Genomic DNA, 18,611 nt, shown 5'->3' with positions numbered 1-18,611 from the left:
GCCCCCGCGTGGAGCGGGGGCGCGTCACACGCGTCTACGCGATCAGCGGGATGATCAGCAGGGCGACGATGTTCGCCACCTTGATCATCGGGTTGATCGCGGGACCGGCGGTGTCCTTGAACGGGTCGCCGACCGTATCGCCGGTGACCGACGCAGCGTGGGCGTCAGAGCCCTTGCCGCCGAACTCGCCGTCCTCGATGAGCTTCTTGGCGTTGTCCCACGCGCCACCGCCGGACGTCATCATCACGGCGAAGAACAGGCCGACGACGATCACGCCGATCAGCAGGCCGCCGAGCATCTCGTAGCTGAGGAGGCCGACGATCAGCGTGAAGACGATCGGGATCAGCGACGGGATGATCATCTCGCGCTGGGCCGCGCGGGTCACGATGTCCACGCACTGGCCGTACTCGGGCTCCTCGGTGCCGTCCATGATGCCCGGCTTCTCGCGGAACTGACGGCGGACCTCCTCCACGACCGCGCTGCCCGCGCGGCCGACGGCCTCCATCGAGAGCGCCGCGAACAGGCAGACCATCAGGCCGCCGACGATCAGGCCCATGAGCACGAGCGGGTCGTCGAGGCTGAACGTGACGTTGTCGACGCCGAGCTCACGCTGCAGCTCGATCTTGAACGCCGCGAACAGCACGAGCGCCGCGAGCGCCGCCGAGCCGATCGCGTAGCCCTTGGTCACGGCCTTCGTCGTGTTGCCGACCGCGTCGAGCGGGTCCGTGATGTTGCGGACCTCCTCGGGCATGTTCGCCATCTCGGCGATGCCGCCCGCGTTGTCGGTGATCGGGCCGAACGCGTCGAGCGCGACGATCACGCCGCACAGCGAGAGCTGCGCCATCACCGCGATGCCGACGCCGAACGTGCCGGCCAGCTCGGACGCGCCCCAGATGCCGAGGACGATCACGAGCGCCGGGGCGGCGGTCGCCTGCAGGCCCTGCGCGAGGCCCTGGATGATGTTCGTCGCGTGGCCGGTGACCGAGGCGCGGGCGGTCGAGCGGACCGGGTTGAACCGGGTCGACGTGTAGTAGTCCGTGATCACGAACAGCGCCGCGGTGACCGCGAGGCCGATCAGCGCGCACAGGTAGACGTCCGTGGAGGAGATGTCGCCCAGGTCGTCCATCAGCCACGCGGTGATGGGATAGATCAGGATCGCGGAGATGATGCCCGCGACGATCAGGCCCAGGTAGAGCGCGCGCTCGACGTTGTCGCCGCGCACCGCGTAGGTGCCGATGATCGAGCCGATGATCGACACGCCGCCGAGCAGCAGCGGGTACAGCACGACGTCCGTGTTGCCCTCGAACTGCAGCGCGCCGAGGAGCATCACGGCCACCGCGGTGACCGCGTAGGTCTCGAAGAGGTCCGCGGCCATGCCGGCGCAGTCGCCGACGTTGTCGCCCACGTTGTCGGCGATCACGGCCGGGTTGCGCGGGTCGTCCTCCGGGATGCCGGCTTCGATCTTGCCGACGATGTCGGCGCCGACGTCGGCGCCCTTGGTGAAGATGCCGCCGCCCAGACGGGCGAAGACGGAGATCAGCGAGCCGCCGAAGCCGAGGCCGACGAGCGCGTCGACCGCCTCGTCGGTCTCCACGTCGAAGCCCCAGGTGAGGATGCCGTAGTAGCCGGCGACGCCGAGCAGCGCCAGGCCGACGACGAGCATGCCGGTCACGGCACCGCCGCGGAACGCGACGTTGAGCGCCGGGCCGATGCCGCCGCGCGCCGCTTCCGCCACGCGGGCGTTGGAGCGCACGGACACGTTCATGCCGATGAAGCCGGCCGCCGCGGAGAGCAGACCACCGACCGCGAAGCCGATCGCCACCTCGATGTCCTGCAGGAACAGCAGCGCGACGAACAGCACGACGCCAACGATGCCGATCGTCGTGTACTGGCGGCGGAGGTAGGCCTGCGCGCCCTCCTGCACGGCAGCGGACAGCCGCTGCATCACCTCGTTGCCGGGAGACAACGCGAGCAGCTGTCTCGTCGTCACCACGCCGTACACGACGGCGAGCAACGCGCACACCACCGCGACGAGCACGCCGTGGTCAGACAGAAAGTCAGACAACCTAACCCCTCTCCTTCTCTCTCCTCTGGAACGCGAAAACGACGGCCCGTAGGGGCCGCCGTATCAGCGGAGCGGGAGTCTACACCGGGATGTCGGCGGAACTACTGACCGGGCACCCAGAGTCGACCGGAGGACTGCGCCGGACCGGCTCCTTCGGGCTTCTCCGGTTCGGGCGCTGACGGTGAGGCCTCCTGCGTGCCACCCGAAAGCTGCACGTACGCCATCTGCAGGCGCGAGAGCGCGTCCTTGATCGGCGCGAGCTGCTCGCCGTGCTCGGCCTCCAGCAGGCCGAACAGCGCGCGGGCGCCGTCGATCGCCTGCTTGGTCTGGCCGAGGTCACGCCCGGCCGGCTCCTCGCCGGGAGGCGCCGCCAGGCCGGCCTTGCGGGCGCCGAGGTTGATCAGCGTCACGAGCGTCTGCAGGAGGACGTCCTCCACCTGCAGCTTGTCCATCTCCGCCTCGATCTGGCGGATCTCCTCGTCGGTGAACTCGCGAGGGGGCGGCTGAGTCATGCGATCTTCTCCTCAGAGGGATACGTCGCGCGCGTCTCGTCCACGCACACCTTGAACACTTCGTAGGGCGACGCGCCGCCGTCGATCAGGCGGCGCTGGCGCTGGGCGCCGTTGAGCTCGGGAAGGGCGACGTCGACGCCCGTCCACGCCTTCAGCCGGTCCACGGCCTCGGCGGCCGGGTACTCCTCGATCCTCGGCGCCTCGAGGTCGAGCAGGTGCCCGTCCTGCCCGTAGCGGATGGCCCGCCACATGTTCTCCTCGATCAGGCGGCCGGGGACCGCCGGCGGGACCTCGCCCGCGTCGATCTCGCGCAGCGCCTGGGCGACGCAGGCCACGATCAGCTGGATCAGGCCGTCGGCCTCCGGGCCGGTGGTCTGCGCGTCGCAGATCCGGACCTCGATCGTGCCGTAGGAGTGGTGCGCGCGCACGGACCACCAGAGCTGGGTGAACTCGACGATCGAGTTCGTGCGCAGCAGCAGCTCGACGTAGTCCTGCCAGTTGCCCCACGTCTCGAACGGATCCGGGACGCCACAACGCGGGAACGACTTCGTGAACGTCTGCGTGCGCGCCGTGTGCAGGCCGGAGTCCTGGCCGTCGACGAACGGCGAGTTGGCGCTGATCGCGAGCAGCATCGGCAGCACCGGGCGCAGGCGGTCGCACGCCTGGATCGCGCGGTCGGGCCCGTTGACGCCGATGTGGACCTGCAGCGCGAACGTGTTGTTGCGCCGGGCCACGTACTGCAGCCCGTCCTGGACGCGGCGGTAGTGCTCGGTGTCGATGATGTGCTGGTCGCGGTAGTCGCTGAGCGGGTGCGTGCCCGTGGACGCGAGCCCGACGCCGTGCCGGTCCGCGAGCGCGAACAGCCGCCGGCGGGCCTCGCGCTGCAGCTGCAGCGCGTGCTGGACGTCCTCCCCGCGACCCGACCGGATCTCGATCTCCGACGAGATCAGCTCGCCCGAGATCGCTTCGCGCAGGACGTCGTCCTGGTCACCGTCGGCGCGCAGCGCCTCGTACTTCGGGACGAGCTCGAGGGTCTGCGGGTCGATGATCGCCCACTCCTCCTCGATGCCCACCGTCAAGTCCTGCGAGGTCTCGAAGAGCTCGCGTGCCGCGTTCAGATCCATCAGGGCTCAGGTCAGGTAGAAGTACAGCGCGTACAGAAGATCGACGGCCGGGCTCGAAGTATGGACCGTCACCTCCGGAGGCACCTGCAAGAGGGCCTCGGAGTAGTTGAAGATGATCTTCACGCCCGCGTCGACGAGCTTGTCCGCGAGCTCCTGCGCGGCGGCCGTGGGCACCGCGAGGACGCCGACGACGATGTCCTCCTCGTCCACGACGGAGCGCAGGTCGTCGACGTGGCGGACCGTGGCGGGGCCGACCTGCTCGCCGATCTTGCCCGGATCCTGGTCGAAGACGGCCACGACGCGGAAGCCGTGGTCGGCGAAGATGTCGCTGGACGCGATCGCCTTGCCGAGATGGCCCGCGCCGAAGAGCGCGATGTTGTGCTGGCCGCTCGTCCGCAGGATCTTGCGGATCTGGCTGACGAGGCTGTCGACGTTGTAGCCGACCCCCCGCTTGCCGAACTTGCCGAACCCGGAGAGGTCACGCCTGATCTGCGTCGAGTTGACGTGCGTGTACTCCGAGAGCTCCTGTGAGGAAATCGTCTCCTTACCCATCTTCCGGGCTTGGGTAAGGACTTGGAGATAGCGGGAGAGGCGGGCGGCCACGCCGAGCGAGAGGCGGTCGGACAGTGGTCCGAGCCCATCGTTCGGGGGTAAGCCGCCGCCGCCGGCCTTCGTGGCGACGTCGCCGAAACTCATCTTCCCTCACGATAGACAATGCGCTGCAACAGGGCCTGCTCGTCGACCTCGTAGTCGAACAGATGCTCCCCGTCGAGCGTGATGACGGGAATGCGCTCCAGATAGCGCTTGTGGAGCTCGTCGTCGGTCTCGATGTCGATCTCGTCGAGCTCGAAGGGCGCGCTCGCCTGCACGCGCAGGAGCGCTTCGCGTGCTGCTTCGCACAGATGGCAGCCCGGGCGGCCGTAGAGCGTGACGATCATCGGGCGGTCCGGGTCGTCGGCTCGTCCTGGTTCGGCGCCCAGGCGCGGATGCGGAACGTGAGGCCGTCGCGGGTGCCGGCGGGCAGCGTGTAGGCGTACTCGGCGGGCATCAGCTCCCGCGCGCCCCCGCGGAACGTCAGGGTGCGCCGGGGCTTGCCGTCGCCGTCGACGAGGTCGAGGATCAGCTTCTCGGCGACCTGGACCTCGGTCTGCGGGCCACGCTGGAAGCGGCCGAGCGTGAAGCGCACGCGGCGGCCGCCGCGGTCGATCTTCGGCTCCCCCACGGCGATCGGCTCGACGTCGTCGGGGTGGATCAGCCACGGGACGCTGGCGACGACGGCGTTCCCGTTGCGCGCCTCCAGCCGCCCGGTCGTGGTGCCGGGCTTGGGCAGGCGGATGTTGATCGCCGCGGGCGCACCCGGGGTGAGCGTGAGCGCGTTCGGGGTGGGGACGGCGCCACCGGTCGCGGTCAGCGTCACCGGCGTCGTGTTGGCGGCGTTCAGCTCGATCGTCACCGGGTCCAGCGGGCCGGACTCGGCCGTCGGCGGGTCGGCGGTGACGCCGGACGTCGGCTCGGCGACGACGCCCGCGCCCGCCCGGTCCGGCGGCAGGTCGTGCGGCTGGCCGGCGGCGATCAGGGTCGCGCGGAGCTGCTCGGGGGTGAGCTCGGGGCGGGCGCGGCTCAGGCGGGCGGCCTGGATGGCGACGTTGGCGGCCGCGACCGCGGTCCCACCGCTGACCCCGACGGCGGTCAGCGCGCTGCCCGGCGCCGCCAGGTCGGGCTTCGGCAGGCCGCCCGCGGACGGGCCCTGGGCCGTGAACGTGGAGGCGCGCGTCGTCTCGGTCTCGCCGCGCGGGCCGCGCTTGGGCGTGCCGAACGTGATCGGCTTGCCCGGCTCGGCGTCGAGGAGCGCCTCCGCGGCCTCGCCGGTGACGCCGATCACGGGCGCGGCGGCGCGGCCGGCGGAGATGGCGGGAAGTGGTTCTCCGTCATCGGTCATCGCGAGGACGACCGCGCGCGCTCCGGCCGCGGCCACGGCCGCCGCCTGAGCCGCCGGGTTCTCGTTGGCCTTGACGATCACGACCTTGCCCCGGAGGCGCGTGGCGACCGCGGTGAGCGCCTCGGCGCTCGTGTCGTCGATCGGGCCGGCGGTCGTGCCGTCGCGCGGCGGCGTGCCGGCGAGCATCGCCGCGTCGAGCTTCGTGCCGTCGGCGTCGAGCTCCGTCCGCGCGGCGGGCTCCGGGCCGGCGAGGGCGCCGACCGCGAGCGCCTGGGGAGCCGACGCCGGCGAGCCGACCGTGCCGCTCCCCGGCTTGGCCGCGCCCTCGTTGCCGGCGGGCGCGATGGTCAGCGTGCCCAGGCCGGCGGCGCCTTCGACCGCCTGCGCCTCAGGCGTGTCGCTGAAGCCCGCGTAGGGCGCGTTGACGCCGACCAGCGCCACCGGGACGTGGTCGGAGGTGTCCCGGTCGCCGTTGGGGTCCACGGCGTGCTCGAGCCCGGCGATGATCTGGTCCGTCGTGGTCTCGGCGGTGACCGTGCCGCCGTCCGCGCGCAGGCTGGCGACGCGGATCGGCATCACCCGCTCCCCCGCCGCCGCGAGGATGCTCGCGAGCGCGGTGCCACTCGTCTCCTTGCGCTTCTCGCCGCTCGGATCCGTGCCGGGCGCGGGGTCGCGGTCGCGCTCGACCGCGTCGTAGCCCGGGTCCGCGTGCCCGGCCAGCGCACCGGCGTCGACGCCCGTGTCGAGCACGGCGATCGGTGCCTGGCCGCCCAGCCCGGCCCGCTTGAGGCTCGGCTTGTCCGGCACCGACACGGGCTCGCCGGACGCCGGATAGGCGCGCCGGACGGTCCGCACGTTGAGCCGCCGGGCCGCGAGCTTGGGCAGATCGCGCGTGCGCACCGTCGCCGCGAACCCGTTCCACACCCGGTAGAAGGCGACGACGTCCCGCAGCACGACCCCGTTGGCCTGCAGCGCCGACCGCGTCGTAGTCGCCTCGCGCTTGAGCTCGTCCACGTAGTCACGTTGCGCCTCGGCGCCCATCGTGCGTGCGTTCTCGCGCTTCCCGAGCGCGGGCCGGTCGAACTCCACGAGCACCCGCTGCTCGCCGCTGCGCGCCTGGATCGGCGACCGCCCGTCGTACGGCACGGGATCGGCCAGCGAGGCCGCCTTGGGCGGGGTCACGTCCGGGAGCGGCCCGGCACCGCCCGAGAGCAGCGCCACGACGAGGACGACGAGCGCGACGAGCACGACCGCCCCGCCGGCGAGGACGGCCTTGGGCGCGCGCCGCAGCCGCGCCAGGAGGCCCCCGGGCCCGCCCGGCAAGGCGGGCCCGCCGGGCGCCGCGGCCTCGCCGCCGGCCGCCGGCGGCTTGCCACCCGGGGCTGCGCCGCCCGGCGCGGGCTCGCCGCCCGCGGCCGCGTCCGTGTGCCGCCCCTCGTCGCCCTCCGCCACGTCAGGCGGCGCGTTTGGTCGCGTAGGCGTCCAGCGCCAGGTAGTCCGGGTACGGCGTCGGCTCGAGGTAGCGGGCCGCCGAGGCGATCATCGCCGCGTTGTCCGTGCACAACGCGTGCGGCGGGACGTGGACGGGGACGCCGAGCGACTGGGCGCGCTCGCGCAGCAGGCGGTTCGCGGCGACGCCGCCGCCGATCGCGATCCGCGGGTCGGCCTCGTGCTCGAGGGCACGCGTGATGCGCAGGATCAGGGCCTCGACGATCGCGTGCTCGTAGGAGGCGGCCAGATCGGCCTTCAGGCGCTGGGCGTCGTCGCCCAGCTCGCGCACCTTGTACAGGAGCGCGGTCTTCAGGCCCGCGAACGAGAAGTCGTAGCCGGCGACCTTCGCGGCGGTCGGGAACTTGAAGGCGGTCGGGTCGCCCTCGAGCGCCAGCTTGGACAGCGCCGGCCCGCCCGGGTAGCCGAGGCCGAGCAGCCGCGCGCCCTTGTCGAACGCCTCGCCGGCGGCGTCGTCGAGCGTCTGGCCGAGCGTCTCGTAGCCCGCGTGGTCGGTCACCCGCGCGAGGAACGTGTGCCCGCCGCTGGCGACCAGGCACAGGAACGGCGGCTCGAAGCCGCCGAGGAAGTTCGCGGCGACGTGGCCCTGCAGGTGGTTGACCGGGATCAGCGGCAGCCGGCGCGAGGCGGCCAGCCCCTTCGCGGTGGCCACGCCGATCAGCAGCGCGCCCACCAGGCCAGGGCCCTGGGTGACGGCGACCGCCTCGACGTCGTCCCAGTCGGAGCCTTCCATCGCCTGGTCGACGACCAGGTTCACCAACTCGAGGTGATGGCGGGAGGCCCACTCGGGCACGACGCCGCCGAAGCGCGCGTGCACGCCTTGGGAGGAGACGACGTTCGAGCGGATCTCACCGTCGCGCGTGACGACGGCGGCGCACGTGTCGTCGCAGCTCGTTTCTATGGCCAGGATCATGTTCCAGGTACGTCTTCCAGAGAACCACGCAGCGTGGCGGGCGTCCGCCACATGATCAGCGCGTCCTCGCCGTTGTCTGCGTAATAGCGCCTTCTCACCCCGGCGGACCTAAAGCCGAAGCCCTCGTACAGCCGGATCGCGCCCGCGTTGCTCTTGCGGACCTCGAGCGTCAGCTGCGCGTCGCGCTCCACGCGCGAGAGCAGCGACTCGATCATCGCGGTCGCGATGCCGCGGCGCCGCTGGGTGGTGTCCACGGCCACGTTCATCACGTGCCAGACCGTGTCGTAGCGCGAGCAGATCAGGTACCCACCGAGCTCCGGCTCAGGGCCGGACGACGGCAGCTCGGCCGCCAGGCAGATCCCCGTGGGCTTCGACAGCTCCAGCACGAACATCGCCAGCGACCACGGCGACGTGAACGCTCGGCGCTCGATCGCCACGACCTGCGGCAGGTCGGCGTAGGTGAGGCGGCGGACTTCGATCGCGGCGGCTGGGGGTGCGGTCACTGAGGTGGTGAAGGCGGGACGGCGTCCGGCTCTCGGTGGTATTCCGGGAGCAGGGCGTCGCGATCGACGGCATCTCGCGCACGTCCCAGCCGACACACCATCAAGGCGCTGACGCGGTGGGCGCGGGAGCCGTCGGACGGCACCGCCACTCCGGCCCGTTCGAGCTCCGCCCTGAAGCGTACCGCTCCGTCGCCGACGCCCAGCATCGGGCTCCGCCCCCACTCGCGCCGGGCCGCGACGCGCTCGGCGAGCTCCGCCGGCGGGAAGACCCCGGGCTCCATCGTGGTGCGGTGATGGCGGTAGATCGCGGCGAACACCTCGCCGCGGCGCGCGTCGATCACGGCCAGGACCGGACCGGCGACCTCGGGATGGCCGGGCAGGTCGAGCTCCTTGGGGCTCGCCAGCTCGACCCCGCGAGCCAGGGCCTCGAGGCTCGACACGCCGACGACCTCGACGTCGTGCCCCTGCGCGAGCGCCCGCGCGGTCGAGATGCCGAGCCGGAGCCCGGTGAACCCGCCGGGGCCGACGCCGACGCAGATCCGGGTCACCTCGTCCCACGACGTCGCCGCCTGCTCGAGCGCGCGCTCGATCAGCGGCTGCAGGACCTCCGCGTGGCGCGGCTGCTCGTTGGGCAGCGGGTCGTCGCGGCGCTCGACCTCGCGTCCGCCCGGCACCACGACCGCGACGGAGGTCGCCTTGGTCGACGTGTCGATGCCGACGATCGCGCCTCCCGTCACGACTCCACCTCGATCCGGCGCTGGTCCCCGCCCGCGTGCGCGAGGCGCACGCGGTGCTTGACGCGCTCCGGCGGGAACGCGTCCATCGCCTGCTCTGGCCACTCGATGAACACGATCGCGTCGTCCGCGAAGAACGGGTCGAGCAGTCCAGGATCCTCACCCGTCATGCCCGCGAGCCTATAGAGATCCAGATGCGAAAGCGGGCCGCTCGTGCCCTCGTGCTGATGGCCGACCACGAACGTCGGCGACGTGATCGGTCCTTCGACCCCGAGACTGCGGAGCGCGCCGCGCACGAACGTCGTCTTCCCCGCGCCCAGATCACCTGACACCAGCACGACGTCGCCGGGCGCGAGCGTCCGCGCCAGCTGCGCGCCGGCCTGCTCGGTGGCCTCCGGTCCGGCGGTCAGCTCAGACCGTGTCACGGAGGCGCGCCCGCAACGCGAGGCCGGAGCCAAGCAGAAGCGCTCCTCCGATGGCGATCGGCCAGCCGTCGATCCCCGTGTACGGGAGGCTCGGCCCGCCCGGCGCGGGCGTCGCGGTGGCCTGCGGGCCCGACGGCACGGGCGTGGCCTGCGACGGCGTGGCGGGCCCGGGCGTGGCGGTCGGCGCGGGGGCCTGGGCCGTCGGCGCCGGCGTGGCCTCCTGCGACTCCTCGTCCCCGAACGGATCGTTGTACTGGTCGTCACCGGCGCCCTGGGCGAAGGCGGACGCGGGCGCGAGCGCGATCGCGGCAGCGGCGATGGTCATGGCGTGACGGAGCGACATGAGCGGGCCAGTGTAGACCGGTGCATCGGCTACGGTCCTCCCGCGATGGCCCACATTCTGTTGCTGACCGATCGCGACTGGACGCACCCGCAGGGCGGCGGCACGGGCGCGAACCTCTTCGGTCAGGTGGCGTACTGGTTGGAATGGGGCCACAAGGTCACGGTCGTGGCCGGCACGTACGACGGTGCCGAGCGCGTCTCGACGCCCGCCGAAGGGCTCGAGCTGCACCACATGGGCTCGCGGCGCACGGTGTTCGCGCGCGCGGCATGGGCTGTCCGGCGCGGGCTCGCGCGCGACGCCGACGTCGTGCTCGAGGTGGTGAACGGGATCGCCTTCCTCACGCCGCTGTGGCTGTCGGGCAAGCCGCGCGTGACGCTCGTGCACCACATCCACCGCGATCACTACGTCACCGAGCTCGGCCGGGTCGGCGCGGTGGCCGCCCTGGCGCTCGAGACGGCGCCGTTGAAGCTCCTGTACGGCGGCTCCTCGCCGTTCTTGACGATCTCGGAGTCGGCGAAGGCGGACATCGTCGCGCTGGGCGTCCCCGCGGAGGACGTGCACGTCGGCTACCTGGGCGTCGTGCCGTTCGAGCAGGAGCTCCCGCCGCGCTCGGAGACGCCGCGGCTCTTGTACCTCGGGCGGCTCAAGCGCTACAAGCGGATCGAGCTGCTGCTCGACGTGCTCGAGGGCATCCCGGGCGCCGTGCTCGACGTCGCCGGCGAGGGCGACCATCGCCCGGACCTCGAGGCGGAGATCGCGCGCCGCGGGCTCGGCGACCGCGTGATCCTCCATGGCCACGTCAGTGAAGACGTAAAGGCGTCCCTGTACGCGACGGCGTGGGTGAACCTCACGGCCTCGTCCGCCGAAGGCTGGTGCCTGACCGTGATGGAGGCCGCGACCTGCGGCACGCCGAGCGCGGCGCTCGCGGTCGGCGGGCTCCCGGAGTCGATCGTGGACGGCGAGACCGGCCTGCTCGCCGACGACGTCGAGGGCCTGGTGACGAACGTGCGCCGGCTCGTCGAGGAGCCCGGGCTGCGCCAGCGGATGGGCGCCGCCGCCCAGGAGCGCGCCGCCCGCTTCACGTGGGCGCGCACGGCGCAGGAGACCTTGGACGTGCTCGAGGCCGCGCGCGAGCGTGAGCCGGTGAAGGTGCGCACGCAGCTCTCGCGCAGCGAGACCTTGAAGGCCGTCGGCATGGCCGCGGCCACGATGGTCAACAACGCGTTCGCGGTCGTCTTCACCGTGCTGTTCGCCCGCCTGCTGGGCGCCGAGGACTACGGGTCGCTCGCGGCCGTCATCTCGACCTTCGTGATCCTCGCGGTGCCGGGCTCCGCGCTGCAGGTGGCGGTGGCACGCGAGGTCGCGCTCGGGCGGCTCGGCTCGCCCGAGCAGATGTCCGCGACGCTCTGGGTCTGGCGCCGGCGGCTGCTGATGACCGCGCTCGGGGTGGCCGTCGCGGCAGTCCTCCTGCGCCAGCAGATCGCCGACCTGATCTCGGTCGACGAGGTATGGGCCGCCGCCGCGACGCTGCCCACCGGGGCGCTGTGGCTGCTCCTCTCCGTCGAACGCGGCGCGCTGCAGGGCGTGCACGCCTACAAGCCGGTCGCGTGGTCGGTGGTCTTCGAGTCGGCCGGGCGCGTCGGCTTCGGGATCCTGCTGTTCGTCGCCGGGCTCGGCGTGACGGGCGCCTACCTGGGCACGCCGCTGGCGCTCCTGGCGACCGCGCTCGGCCTGTGGTGGGTCGGCCGGCACCGCTTCCCGCTGTCCGCGGACCGGTTCGCGCCGCGTCGCCTCCTCGACCTCGTCGGCGGCGCCTGGCCCGCCGTGGTCGGCCTGCTGCTGATCGCGATGCTGCAGAACGTCGACGTGATCATGGTCAAGCGCCAGATCGGCGGCGACGCCGCCGGCGCGTACGCCGCGGCCGCCGTGGCTGCCAAGGCGGTCGTGTGGGTGGCGATCGGGATCGGGCTGTACCTGCTGCCGGAGGCGACGCGCGCCGCGCGCGACGGTCGCGACCCGCGGCCGGTGCTGGCGCGGGCGCTCGCGGTGGTCGGCGCCGTGGCGGTGCCGATGCTGATCGTCTACGCGATCGCCCCCGCGACGGTCCTGCGGCTCGCGTTCGGGCCGGAGACCGTGGTCGCCGCGGATGCGCTGTTCGTGCTCGGCTGCGCGATGACGCTGCTGGCCATCGGCTACCTGGCGGTGCAGTACATGCTCGCGCTGGGCCGCGTGTCGTTCCTGCCCGCGCTGGCCGCGGTCGCGGTGGCCGAGATCGCGCTGCTGGGCGGGCTCGGCATCGAGTCGCTGGTCACCTTCGCGGCGATCGTCCTCGGCCTGCAGGCCGCGGCGGCGCTCTCGGTCCTGGCGATCGGCCTGCTGCCCGGCCGGCGCACGGTGGCCGCGATTGACTGATCTTCCCGAGGAGGGCTGGCTCAGCTCCGACCAGATCGCCCGGCTCGCCGCGGCCGGCGCACGGCCGCGGCCCGCCGGCGCCGTCGTCGAGATCGGGTCGTTCCGGGGCCGCTCGGCGGTCGTGCTGGCGCGGGCCGCCGGCTCGGTGGTCGCGATCGACCCGCACGCCGGCTCCGACCGCGGGCCGCAGGAGATCGAGGCCGACGCCGCCCGCGGCGACTCGGACTTCGAGGTCTTCCACGCCAACCTGGCGCGCTTCGGCGTGGCCGACCGCGTGCGCCACGTCCGCTCGTTCTCAGCCGACGCGCACGGTGACGTGACCGGCCCGCTGTCCCTGCTGTTCGTCGACGGCGCGCACCGCTTCGGGCCCGCGCGCGAGGATCTGCGGGACTGGGGCCGCCGGGTCGCGCCGGGCGGCGTGATGCTCGTGCACGACTCGTTCTCGTCGATCGGCGTGACCCTCGCCCTGCTGGCCGAGTGCGCGGGCTCTGCGCGCTGGCGCTACGTCGGCCGGTCGCGCAGCCTCGCCGAGTACGAGCGCCGCGTGGACGCGCCGACCGCGGGCGAGCGCGCACGCGACGTCGCTCGCCACCTGGCCGAGCTGCCGTGGTTCGCCCGCAACGTGGCGATCAAGGTGCTGGTCGTGGCGGGGCGGCGGCGCTGGGCGGAGCGTCTGGGGCTCGACCCCGACGCGCGCTGGCCCTACTGAGTACCCGCGCCAGGGCCAGCAGCAGCAACGTGACGCCGGCGACGGCGACCCAGTGGACGACGATCCGGTCGGCCGGGTACTCGGGGTTGAACCCGCCACGGTTCTCGGGCCGGATGAGCAGCGTCAGCAGCGGAACCGCGACCGCGAGGATGGCGCCGCCCGCCGCGGCCAGCGGCTTGGCGCCGGTCCCGCGGTAGAGCACGAGGAAGACGAGCACGGCGAACAGCGGCGTCGCGCGGGCGGCGAAGACGAACCCGAGCGCCAGCGCGGCCGGCACGGCGACCAGCGCGGCGCGCCGGGCGGAGAACCGCGGTGTGGGCGTCTCGTCCTGCGGCTGCGGCGGAACGACCTGCGGGGTGGGCCCGCGGCGGCGCAGCAGCACGAGCAGGAGCGGGACGATGGCGACGAGCGACACGGCGTAGCCCGCCTTCACCGTGCGGTTGGGCGCGAACGCGATCTCGACGTGCTCGCAGGTCGCCGGGACGCGCCAGGCGGTGCCGAACGCGGCGCCGAGCTCCGGCGGACCGAGGTCCACGCCGTCGCAGGTGGCCCGGCGGCCCGGGTTGTAGCTCTCCGCGAGCACGAGGCGGGCGGGCGCGTCGAGCGCCACGCGCACGTCCGTGCGGCTGCCGTCGTGGCCGGCTCTGCCCGCATCGACGACGCGCCCCGGCGCCGCGGCGGCGGCGCTCGACCCGGACCGCAGGCGCAGCAGGTACGGCGCGAGCACGCCCGCGGGGAGCTCGAGGCGGGTCTCGCCCGCGGGGAGCGCCACGGTGTCGCAGCCGTTGACGCGGACCGGGCGGCCGGCGTCGAGGTCCTGGATCGTGCCGGCCGCCCGGAGCCGGATCGGTCGACCACCGACCGTGCCGGCCAGCACGCAGTCCTCCGGCAGCGGGCCGGCGAGGCGCGGCTCGACCGTGACGCCCGCCCCGCGGATCTCCGCGATCCCGACCGCGCGGCGCTCGCGCGCGGCGGGCGTGTCGCCGACCGCGCGCAGGATCTGGAGCCGGAACCGGCTGCCCGTGACTGGACGCGGCAGTTCGACGACCCCGCCCGTGACCTCCAGCGGTGGTGAGGCGGTGCCGTCGACGATCAGCCGCACGCTCGTCGGGCGACGGACGCCGTCGACCGGGTCGAGCGTCAGCCGGCGCACCGTCCGCCGCTCGGTGACCCACTCGATCCACGCCGGCCGGCCTTCGAGCCAGGCGCCGAGCCACGGTCGCGCGAGGCCGTCGAACGCGCTCGACGCCCGGTGCTCGGGGCGCCCCTCGAAGCGGCCGGAGCTGCGGAACGTCCCCGGCATGCCGACGAGCCGGTCGAAGGCCTCGTCGGGCGCGGACGCGCCGGGGCTCGCCCAGCCGTCAAGCGTCCACGAGCGCGCGCCGGGCGGCGCGAAGACGCGGGTGAGGCCGGCCTCGGCGTCCTGGCGATCGCGCACGAGCGCGGCACCGGACGGGCCGCGCTTGGGCGTGCGGCGGAACGGGTCGTCGCCGGTCGTGCGTTGGAAGAGGTACGTCAGCGCGGCGTCCGTGCCGGCGAGCGCCCGCTCCGCGACCGTCGGCACGCGCAACGCCTCCCGCGCCTGCAGCCCCGCGATCCGCAGCTCGCGGATGCCGCCGGCGCCCGCAGTGGCGTCGGCGGGCTTGCGCACGCCGGCGATCCGCACCGTCAGCGTCTTCACGTCTCGCAGCCCGACCTCGAGCCGGTTCCACCCGGGCGTGACGGCGAAGCGCCGCCCCTGCACCTCGACCGCGGTGACCGTCGCCCGACGGTCGTTGACCGGCAGCAGCTCGACGGTCTTCACGTCACGCGCCGTGGTGAACTCGATCGACAGCGTGTGCCGGTCCGGCGTGAGCGCGCGGTCGGCCTGCCAGTGCGTCGCGGTGTTCCCGTCGAGCGCCGCGTACGGTCGGTTCTCCGGGAACTGCGGGAACCCGGGCGAGGACGGCGCGGTCACCGCGTCGATCCCCTCGTAGACGGCGACGGTCTGCGCGGCCGCGCCCCGGTCCGGGAACGGGTTGAGCACCGCCGCGTCCACCGACGGCTCCTCGGTCGCCGCCAGGACGGGCCCGGCGTTCTGCGCGAGCCGCGACGGCACGAGCACCCGCCGCCGGTTCGAGTCGGTGATCACGACCTCGGACGCGCCGGCGATCGCGTCGGGCGCGAGGTCGGCGGCGTACGCGAGCCCGCCGCCCGCGAGGCTCGCCCCGGCGCCCTCGAACGCGGCCAGCGCGGCGAGGCCCTCGGCCGAGCCGTCGACCACCAGCGACGGGCGTTCCGGCTCGATCCGGACGAGCCCGGGCGCGTCCGGGCGGTTCCACGCGCGCACCGCGGGCAGCGGGCGTGGCTCGCCGAGGGTGCCGGCCGCGCGCGGGCGGTCCCGCGGCTCACCCCAGGCGGCGTCGGGCTCGCCGAGCTGGTCGAGCACGTCCGCGGCTTCCGCGGCCGGGGCGGCGCCACTGCGCGAGCGGTCGTCGTCGGCGCCGGCGAGCACGACGCGCGCGCCGAGCAGGTCGAGCAGCGGGTCCAGCTGCCCGGGGACGGCGCGGCGCTGCTGGACGAGCGCGTCGACCGTCCACAGCAGGTCCGTGGCGTGGAGGTCGGAGTAGCCGACCGCGTTGCGGACGGCCACGGGCTTGTCCGCCAGCGTCGGCAGGATCGGGTCGATCGTGCCGCCCCAGCGGTAGTACGCGTACAGCTGGCCCGGGAGCACGACCGCGCGGCCGTCACCCGCGTTGGCGTCCACGTGGGCGGCCGCGTCGACCCAGGTCGACGGGATCCGCTCCCACAGCAGCTGGTCGTCGAGCGCGCGGCCGCGCGTGAGCGGCCAGCAGGCGACGAGCGCGAGCGCCACGAACACGACCGCACGGGGTTTGGTCGCTGCGAATCCGGCCAGCAGCGCGACGCCCAGCGCGACGAGCGGCCCCGCCTTGTAGGTCGTGCGCAGGAACTGGATCGGTACGAAGTTGTTGTACGTGAAGTTCGACGCTTTTCGGAGCGGTGTCCCCTCCGGGAAGCCGACCGTCATGACGATCAGGCCGATCAGCACGAGCCCGAGGGCGAAGGGCGCGAACGGGTGGCGGCGCGTGATCGCGAAGCTCGCCAGCGCCAGTGCGGGCACGAGCGTCCCGGCCAGCACCACCGGCAGCGCGAACAGCAGCACGGCGCCGTCCCCGAAGTACGGCCGCAGCTCTCCCCCGTACCCCACGCCCAGGTACGAGATCCAGTAGCCCATGAGCCGCAGCGACTCCGGCAGCGATGTCGTCGACCAGATCGTCCCGGGCTGCTCGGTGAACCGCAGGAAGTCGACGCCGTAGCGCGACTGCACCAGCAGCGGCATCACCCACCAGGCGGACGCGAACGCGGTCGCCAGGGTCGTGCGCCAGCCGAAGCCCCACAACGCGCGTGGACCGGTCGCCCCGGTCCACCACAGGTACGCGCCGAGCAGCACCGGCCCGAGCAGGACCCACGCGGTCACGGCCGCGTTCACGCCGCCGCCGGACGCCGTGACGATCAACGCGAACGCCGCCGGCCAGCGCCACCCGGGCGTGATCAGGCCGCGCCGGACGGCCACCAGCAGCCACGGCAGCGCCGCGTAGCCGAGCAGCGTGATCGACGTGCGCGCCGTGAACACGACCACGTATGGGTTCAGCAGGAACAGCAGCCCCGCGACCACGTGCGGCAGCCCGCGCTGGGGGCCGACGAGCTCGTCCATCAGCCGCACGGCGCCCCACGCCGCGAGCGCGAGGATCAGCGCCAGCCACAGCCGCTGCACCAGCCAGGGTGCGCCGCCCAACGCATGCCCGAGCGCGAAGAACGGCCCCATCGGGAACAGGTAGCCGCCGTACTGGCCGCCCTGCACGTGCCCGAGATCCCCCGTCGAGGACCACGCGGACGCCACGTCACCCAGGAATCCGGCGGGATCGACGTGCAGGTCGATCTTCGTGTCCGACGACGCGTCGCCGGGCCGCTGCAGCAGCGAGATGAGCAGCGCGAGCGCCGCCAGCGCAGCGGGAAGGAGCCGACCTCGGGACACGAGGCGGGTGAGCATATGCGGGCCGTCGGCGAGGACGGATACCCTCCGCGCCTCGGATGCCCCGTTTCGCCGCCGCAGCGCTGCTCGCGCTTCCCGCGCTGCTGGCCTTCGGGCGGGGCGGCTACTTCGGGGTCACACGCGTGCGGGTGGCGATCCTCGCGTGCGTCCTGCTCGCGCTGGCGGCGTTCGTCGCCGAACGGCCCCTCCCCCGCTCGCGCCACGGCCGGGTCGCCCTGGGCGGCCTCGCGGCGCTGACCGCCTGGACCGGGCTGAGCCTGCTCTGGGTGCCGGTGCAGGGTCCGGCGTTCGCCGACTTCGAGCGGCTGACCCTCTACACGGCCGCGTTCGCTGCCGGGATCGCGCTGCTGCGCGGCGTCCGCTGGGTCGAGCCCGCGCTGCTGGCGACGATCGTCGCCACCGCCGCCTACGGGCTCTCCGAGCGCCTCCTGCCGTCCATCTTCACGTTGGACGCGCTGCCGTCCGCCGGGGACCGCCTGGCGCATCCGCTCACCTACTGGAACGGGCAGGGCGCGCTGGCGGCGATCGGGCTCGTGCTGGCCGCCGGCCTCGCCGCGCGCGGGCACCGGCTGGCGGCGGCCGCAGCGCCGATCCTCGGCCTGGACCTCTATCTCACGCTGTCGCGCGGGGCGATCGGCGCCGGGCTGGCCGGTCTCGCCGTGCTCGTCGCGTTGCAGCCGACCCGCGCGGGGCTGCGCGCGGCGCTGACGGTGGCGCTGGCCGCCGGCCTCGCCAGTGCCGCGGCGCTCGCGCTGCCCGGCGTGCAGGACGTCGACGGTTCGACGGCTCAAGGCCTGCTGATGAGCTTCGTCATCGCGATTCTGTCAGCGCTCGCCGGCGTCGCCGTCCGCGCTGACGACACCCCTGTTCCCCGCCTTCGGCCGCTCGCCACCGCGGCGCTCGTCGCTCTCTTGGCCGGCACGGTGATCGCCGTCGCCACGAGCGGAAGCCAGGGCGCGGCCGGATCGACCGAGGCCGGCCGGCTCGTGAGCGTGCAGAGCAATCGCTACGCCTACTGGGAGGTCGCGGTGAACGTGTTCGCCGCGCATCCGCTGCAGGGCGTCGGGTCGGGCGGCTTCGCCGTCGAGTGGCTCCAGCGGCGCGACATCGCAGAGGGCGTCAAGGACGCCCATTCGCTCTACCTGGAGACCGCCGCCGAGCTGGGCATCGTCGGCCTGGTCGCGCTCGCGGCGTTCCTCGGCGGGATCGTCGGCGCCGCACGACGGCGGGGCGCCGACCCCGCGATCGTCGCCGCGCTGGTCGTGTTCGCGTTGCACGCGGGCCTCGACTGGGACTGGGAGCTTCCGGCGCTCAGCCTCACGGCGCTGCTGCTGGCGGCGAAGCTGCTCGCCGAGGCGGAATAAGCTCC

15 protein-coding genes are annotated in these 18,611 nt (G+C 73.7%); 3 read left to right on the top strand and 12 right to left on the bottom strand.

Translation table 11 applies throughout. The features are described 5' to 3' along the window. Positions 1 to 34 precede the first annotated feature (34 nt). From C8N24_RS23010 to C8N24_RS22960, 11 genes are all read right to left on the bottom strand, one after another. Positions 35 to 2,065 carry a sodium-translocating pyrophosphatase gene (locus tag C8N24_RS23010; RefSeq protein ID WP_121254536.1) on the bottom strand — a complete coding sequence of 677 codons (2,031 nt, stop codon included), beginning with the start codon at positions 2,063 to 2,065 and terminating at the stop codon, positions 35 to 37. Positions 2,066 to 2,166: 101 nt separating this feature from the next. Beyond that, on the bottom strand, positions 2,167 to 2,577 hold the full coding sequence (locus C8N24_RS23005; protein WP_121254534.1) for a hypothetical protein: 411 nt from the start codon (positions 2,575 to 2,577) through the stop codon (positions 2,167 to 2,169). Further along, a complete protein-coding gene (locus tag C8N24_RS23000) occupies positions 2,574 to 3,701 on the bottom strand; it encodes a carboxylate-amine ligase (protein WP_121254532.1) in 1,128 nt (375 codons plus the stop codon). The genes C8N24_RS23005 and C8N24_RS23000 overlap by 4 nt, the downstream gene beginning before the upstream one ends. Positions 3,702 to 3,707: 6 nt before the next feature. Then, positions 3,708 to 4,397 (bottom strand): redox-sensing transcriptional repressor Rex, encoded by a 690-nt coding sequence (locus C8N24_RS22995; RefSeq protein ID WP_121254530.1) that lies wholly within the window; start codon positions 4,395 to 4,397, stop codon positions 3,708 to 3,710. Beyond that, on the bottom strand, positions 4,394 to 4,639 hold the full coding sequence (locus C8N24_RS22990; RefSeq protein WP_121254528.1) for a glutaredoxin family protein: 246 nt from the start codon (positions 4,637 to 4,639) through the stop codon (positions 4,394 to 4,396). The genes C8N24_RS22995 and C8N24_RS22990 overlap by 4 nt, the downstream gene beginning before the upstream one ends. Further along, entirely contained in the window at positions 4,636 to 7,092 is a 2,457-nt protein-coding gene (locus C8N24_RS22985; protein ID WP_121254526.1) for a S8 family serine peptidase, read from the bottom strand. Before C8N24_RS22985 ends, C8N24_RS22990 begins: the two co-directional genes overlap by 4 nt. Position 7,093: 1 nt before the next feature. Beyond that, complete coding sequence (gene tsaD / locus C8N24_RS22980) at positions 7,094 to 8,062, bottom strand: tRNA (adenosine(37)-N6)-threonylcarbamoyltransferase complex transferase subunit TsaD (protein WP_121254524.1); 969 nt, start codon at positions 8,060 to 8,062, stop codon at positions 7,094 to 7,096. Further along, complete coding sequence (gene rimI, locus C8N24_RS22975) at positions 8,059 to 8,565, bottom strand: ribosomal protein S18-alanine N-acetyltransferase (RefSeq protein ID WP_170179338.1); 507 nt, start codon at positions 8,563 to 8,565, stop codon at positions 8,059 to 8,061. The genes tsaD and rimI overlap by 4 nt, the downstream gene beginning before the upstream one ends. Continuing rightward, complete coding sequence (gene tsaB / locus C8N24_RS22970; RefSeq protein ID WP_170179337.1) at positions 8,562 to 9,302, bottom strand: tRNA (adenosine(37)-N6)-threonylcarbamoyltransferase complex dimerization subunit type 1 TsaB; 741 nt, start codon at positions 9,300 to 9,302, stop codon at positions 8,562 to 8,564. The genes rimI and tsaB overlap by 4 nt, the downstream gene beginning before the upstream one ends. Then, positions 9,299 to 9,724 carry a tRNA (adenosine(37)-N6)-threonylcarbamoyltransferase complex ATPase subunit type 1 TsaE gene (gene tsaE / locus C8N24_RS22965; protein ID WP_121254518.1) on the bottom strand — a complete coding sequence of 142 codons (426 nt, stop codon included), beginning with the start codon at positions 9,722 to 9,724 and terminating at the stop codon, positions 9,299 to 9,301. The genes tsaB and tsaE overlap by 4 nt, the downstream gene beginning before the upstream one ends. Then, the gene (locus tag C8N24_RS22960; RefSeq protein WP_121254516.1) at positions 9,711 to 10,067 is read right to left on the bottom strand and encodes a hypothetical protein; all 357 of its coding nucleotides are present in this window, start codon (positions 10,065 to 10,067) and stop codon (positions 9,711 to 9,713) included. The genes tsaE and C8N24_RS22960 overlap by 14 nt, the downstream gene beginning before the upstream one ends. 45 nt (positions 10,068 to 10,112) lie before the next feature. Between C8N24_RS22960 and C8N24_RS22955 the strand changes: the two genes are divergently transcribed. After that, positions 10,113 to 12,479 (top strand): glycosyltransferase, encoded by a 2,367-nt coding sequence (locus tag C8N24_RS22955; RefSeq protein WP_121254514.1) that lies wholly within the window; start codon positions 10,113 to 10,115, stop codon positions 12,477 to 12,479. Further along, positions 12,472 to 13,188: a class I SAM-dependent methyltransferase gene (locus tag C8N24_RS22950; protein WP_121254512.1), complete on the top strand. Its 717-nt coding sequence runs from the start codon at positions 12,472 to 12,474 to the stop codon at positions 13,186 to 13,188. The genes C8N24_RS22955 and C8N24_RS22950 overlap by 8 nt, the downstream gene beginning before the upstream one ends. Here the strand turns inward: C8N24_RS22950 and C8N24_RS22945 are convergent. After that, complete coding sequence (locus C8N24_RS22945; RefSeq protein ID WP_170179336.1) at positions 13,109 to 17,224, bottom strand: alpha-(1->3)-arabinofuranosyltransferase domain-containing protein; 4,116 nt, start codon at positions 17,222 to 17,224, stop codon at positions 13,109 to 13,111. The two genes, C8N24_RS22950 and C8N24_RS22945, sit on opposite strands and share 80 nt — an antisense overlap. 56 nt (positions 17,225 to 17,280) lie before the next feature. Between C8N24_RS22945 and C8N24_RS22940 the strand changes: the two genes are divergently transcribed. After that, a complete protein-coding gene (locus C8N24_RS22940; RefSeq protein WP_121254508.1) occupies positions 17,281 to 18,606 on the top strand; it encodes an O-antigen ligase family protein in 1,326 nt (441 codons plus the stop codon). The last annotated feature ends 5 nt before the right edge of the window (positions 18,607 to 18,611 follow it).

The sequence above is a fragment of the Solirubrobacter pauli genome, assembly GCF_003633755.1.
Lineage (GTDB): Bacteria > Actinomycetota > Thermoleophilia > Solirubrobacterales > Solirubrobacteraceae > Solirubrobacter > Solirubrobacter pauli.
This window is presented reverse-complemented; position numbering and strand designations above follow the sequence as displayed.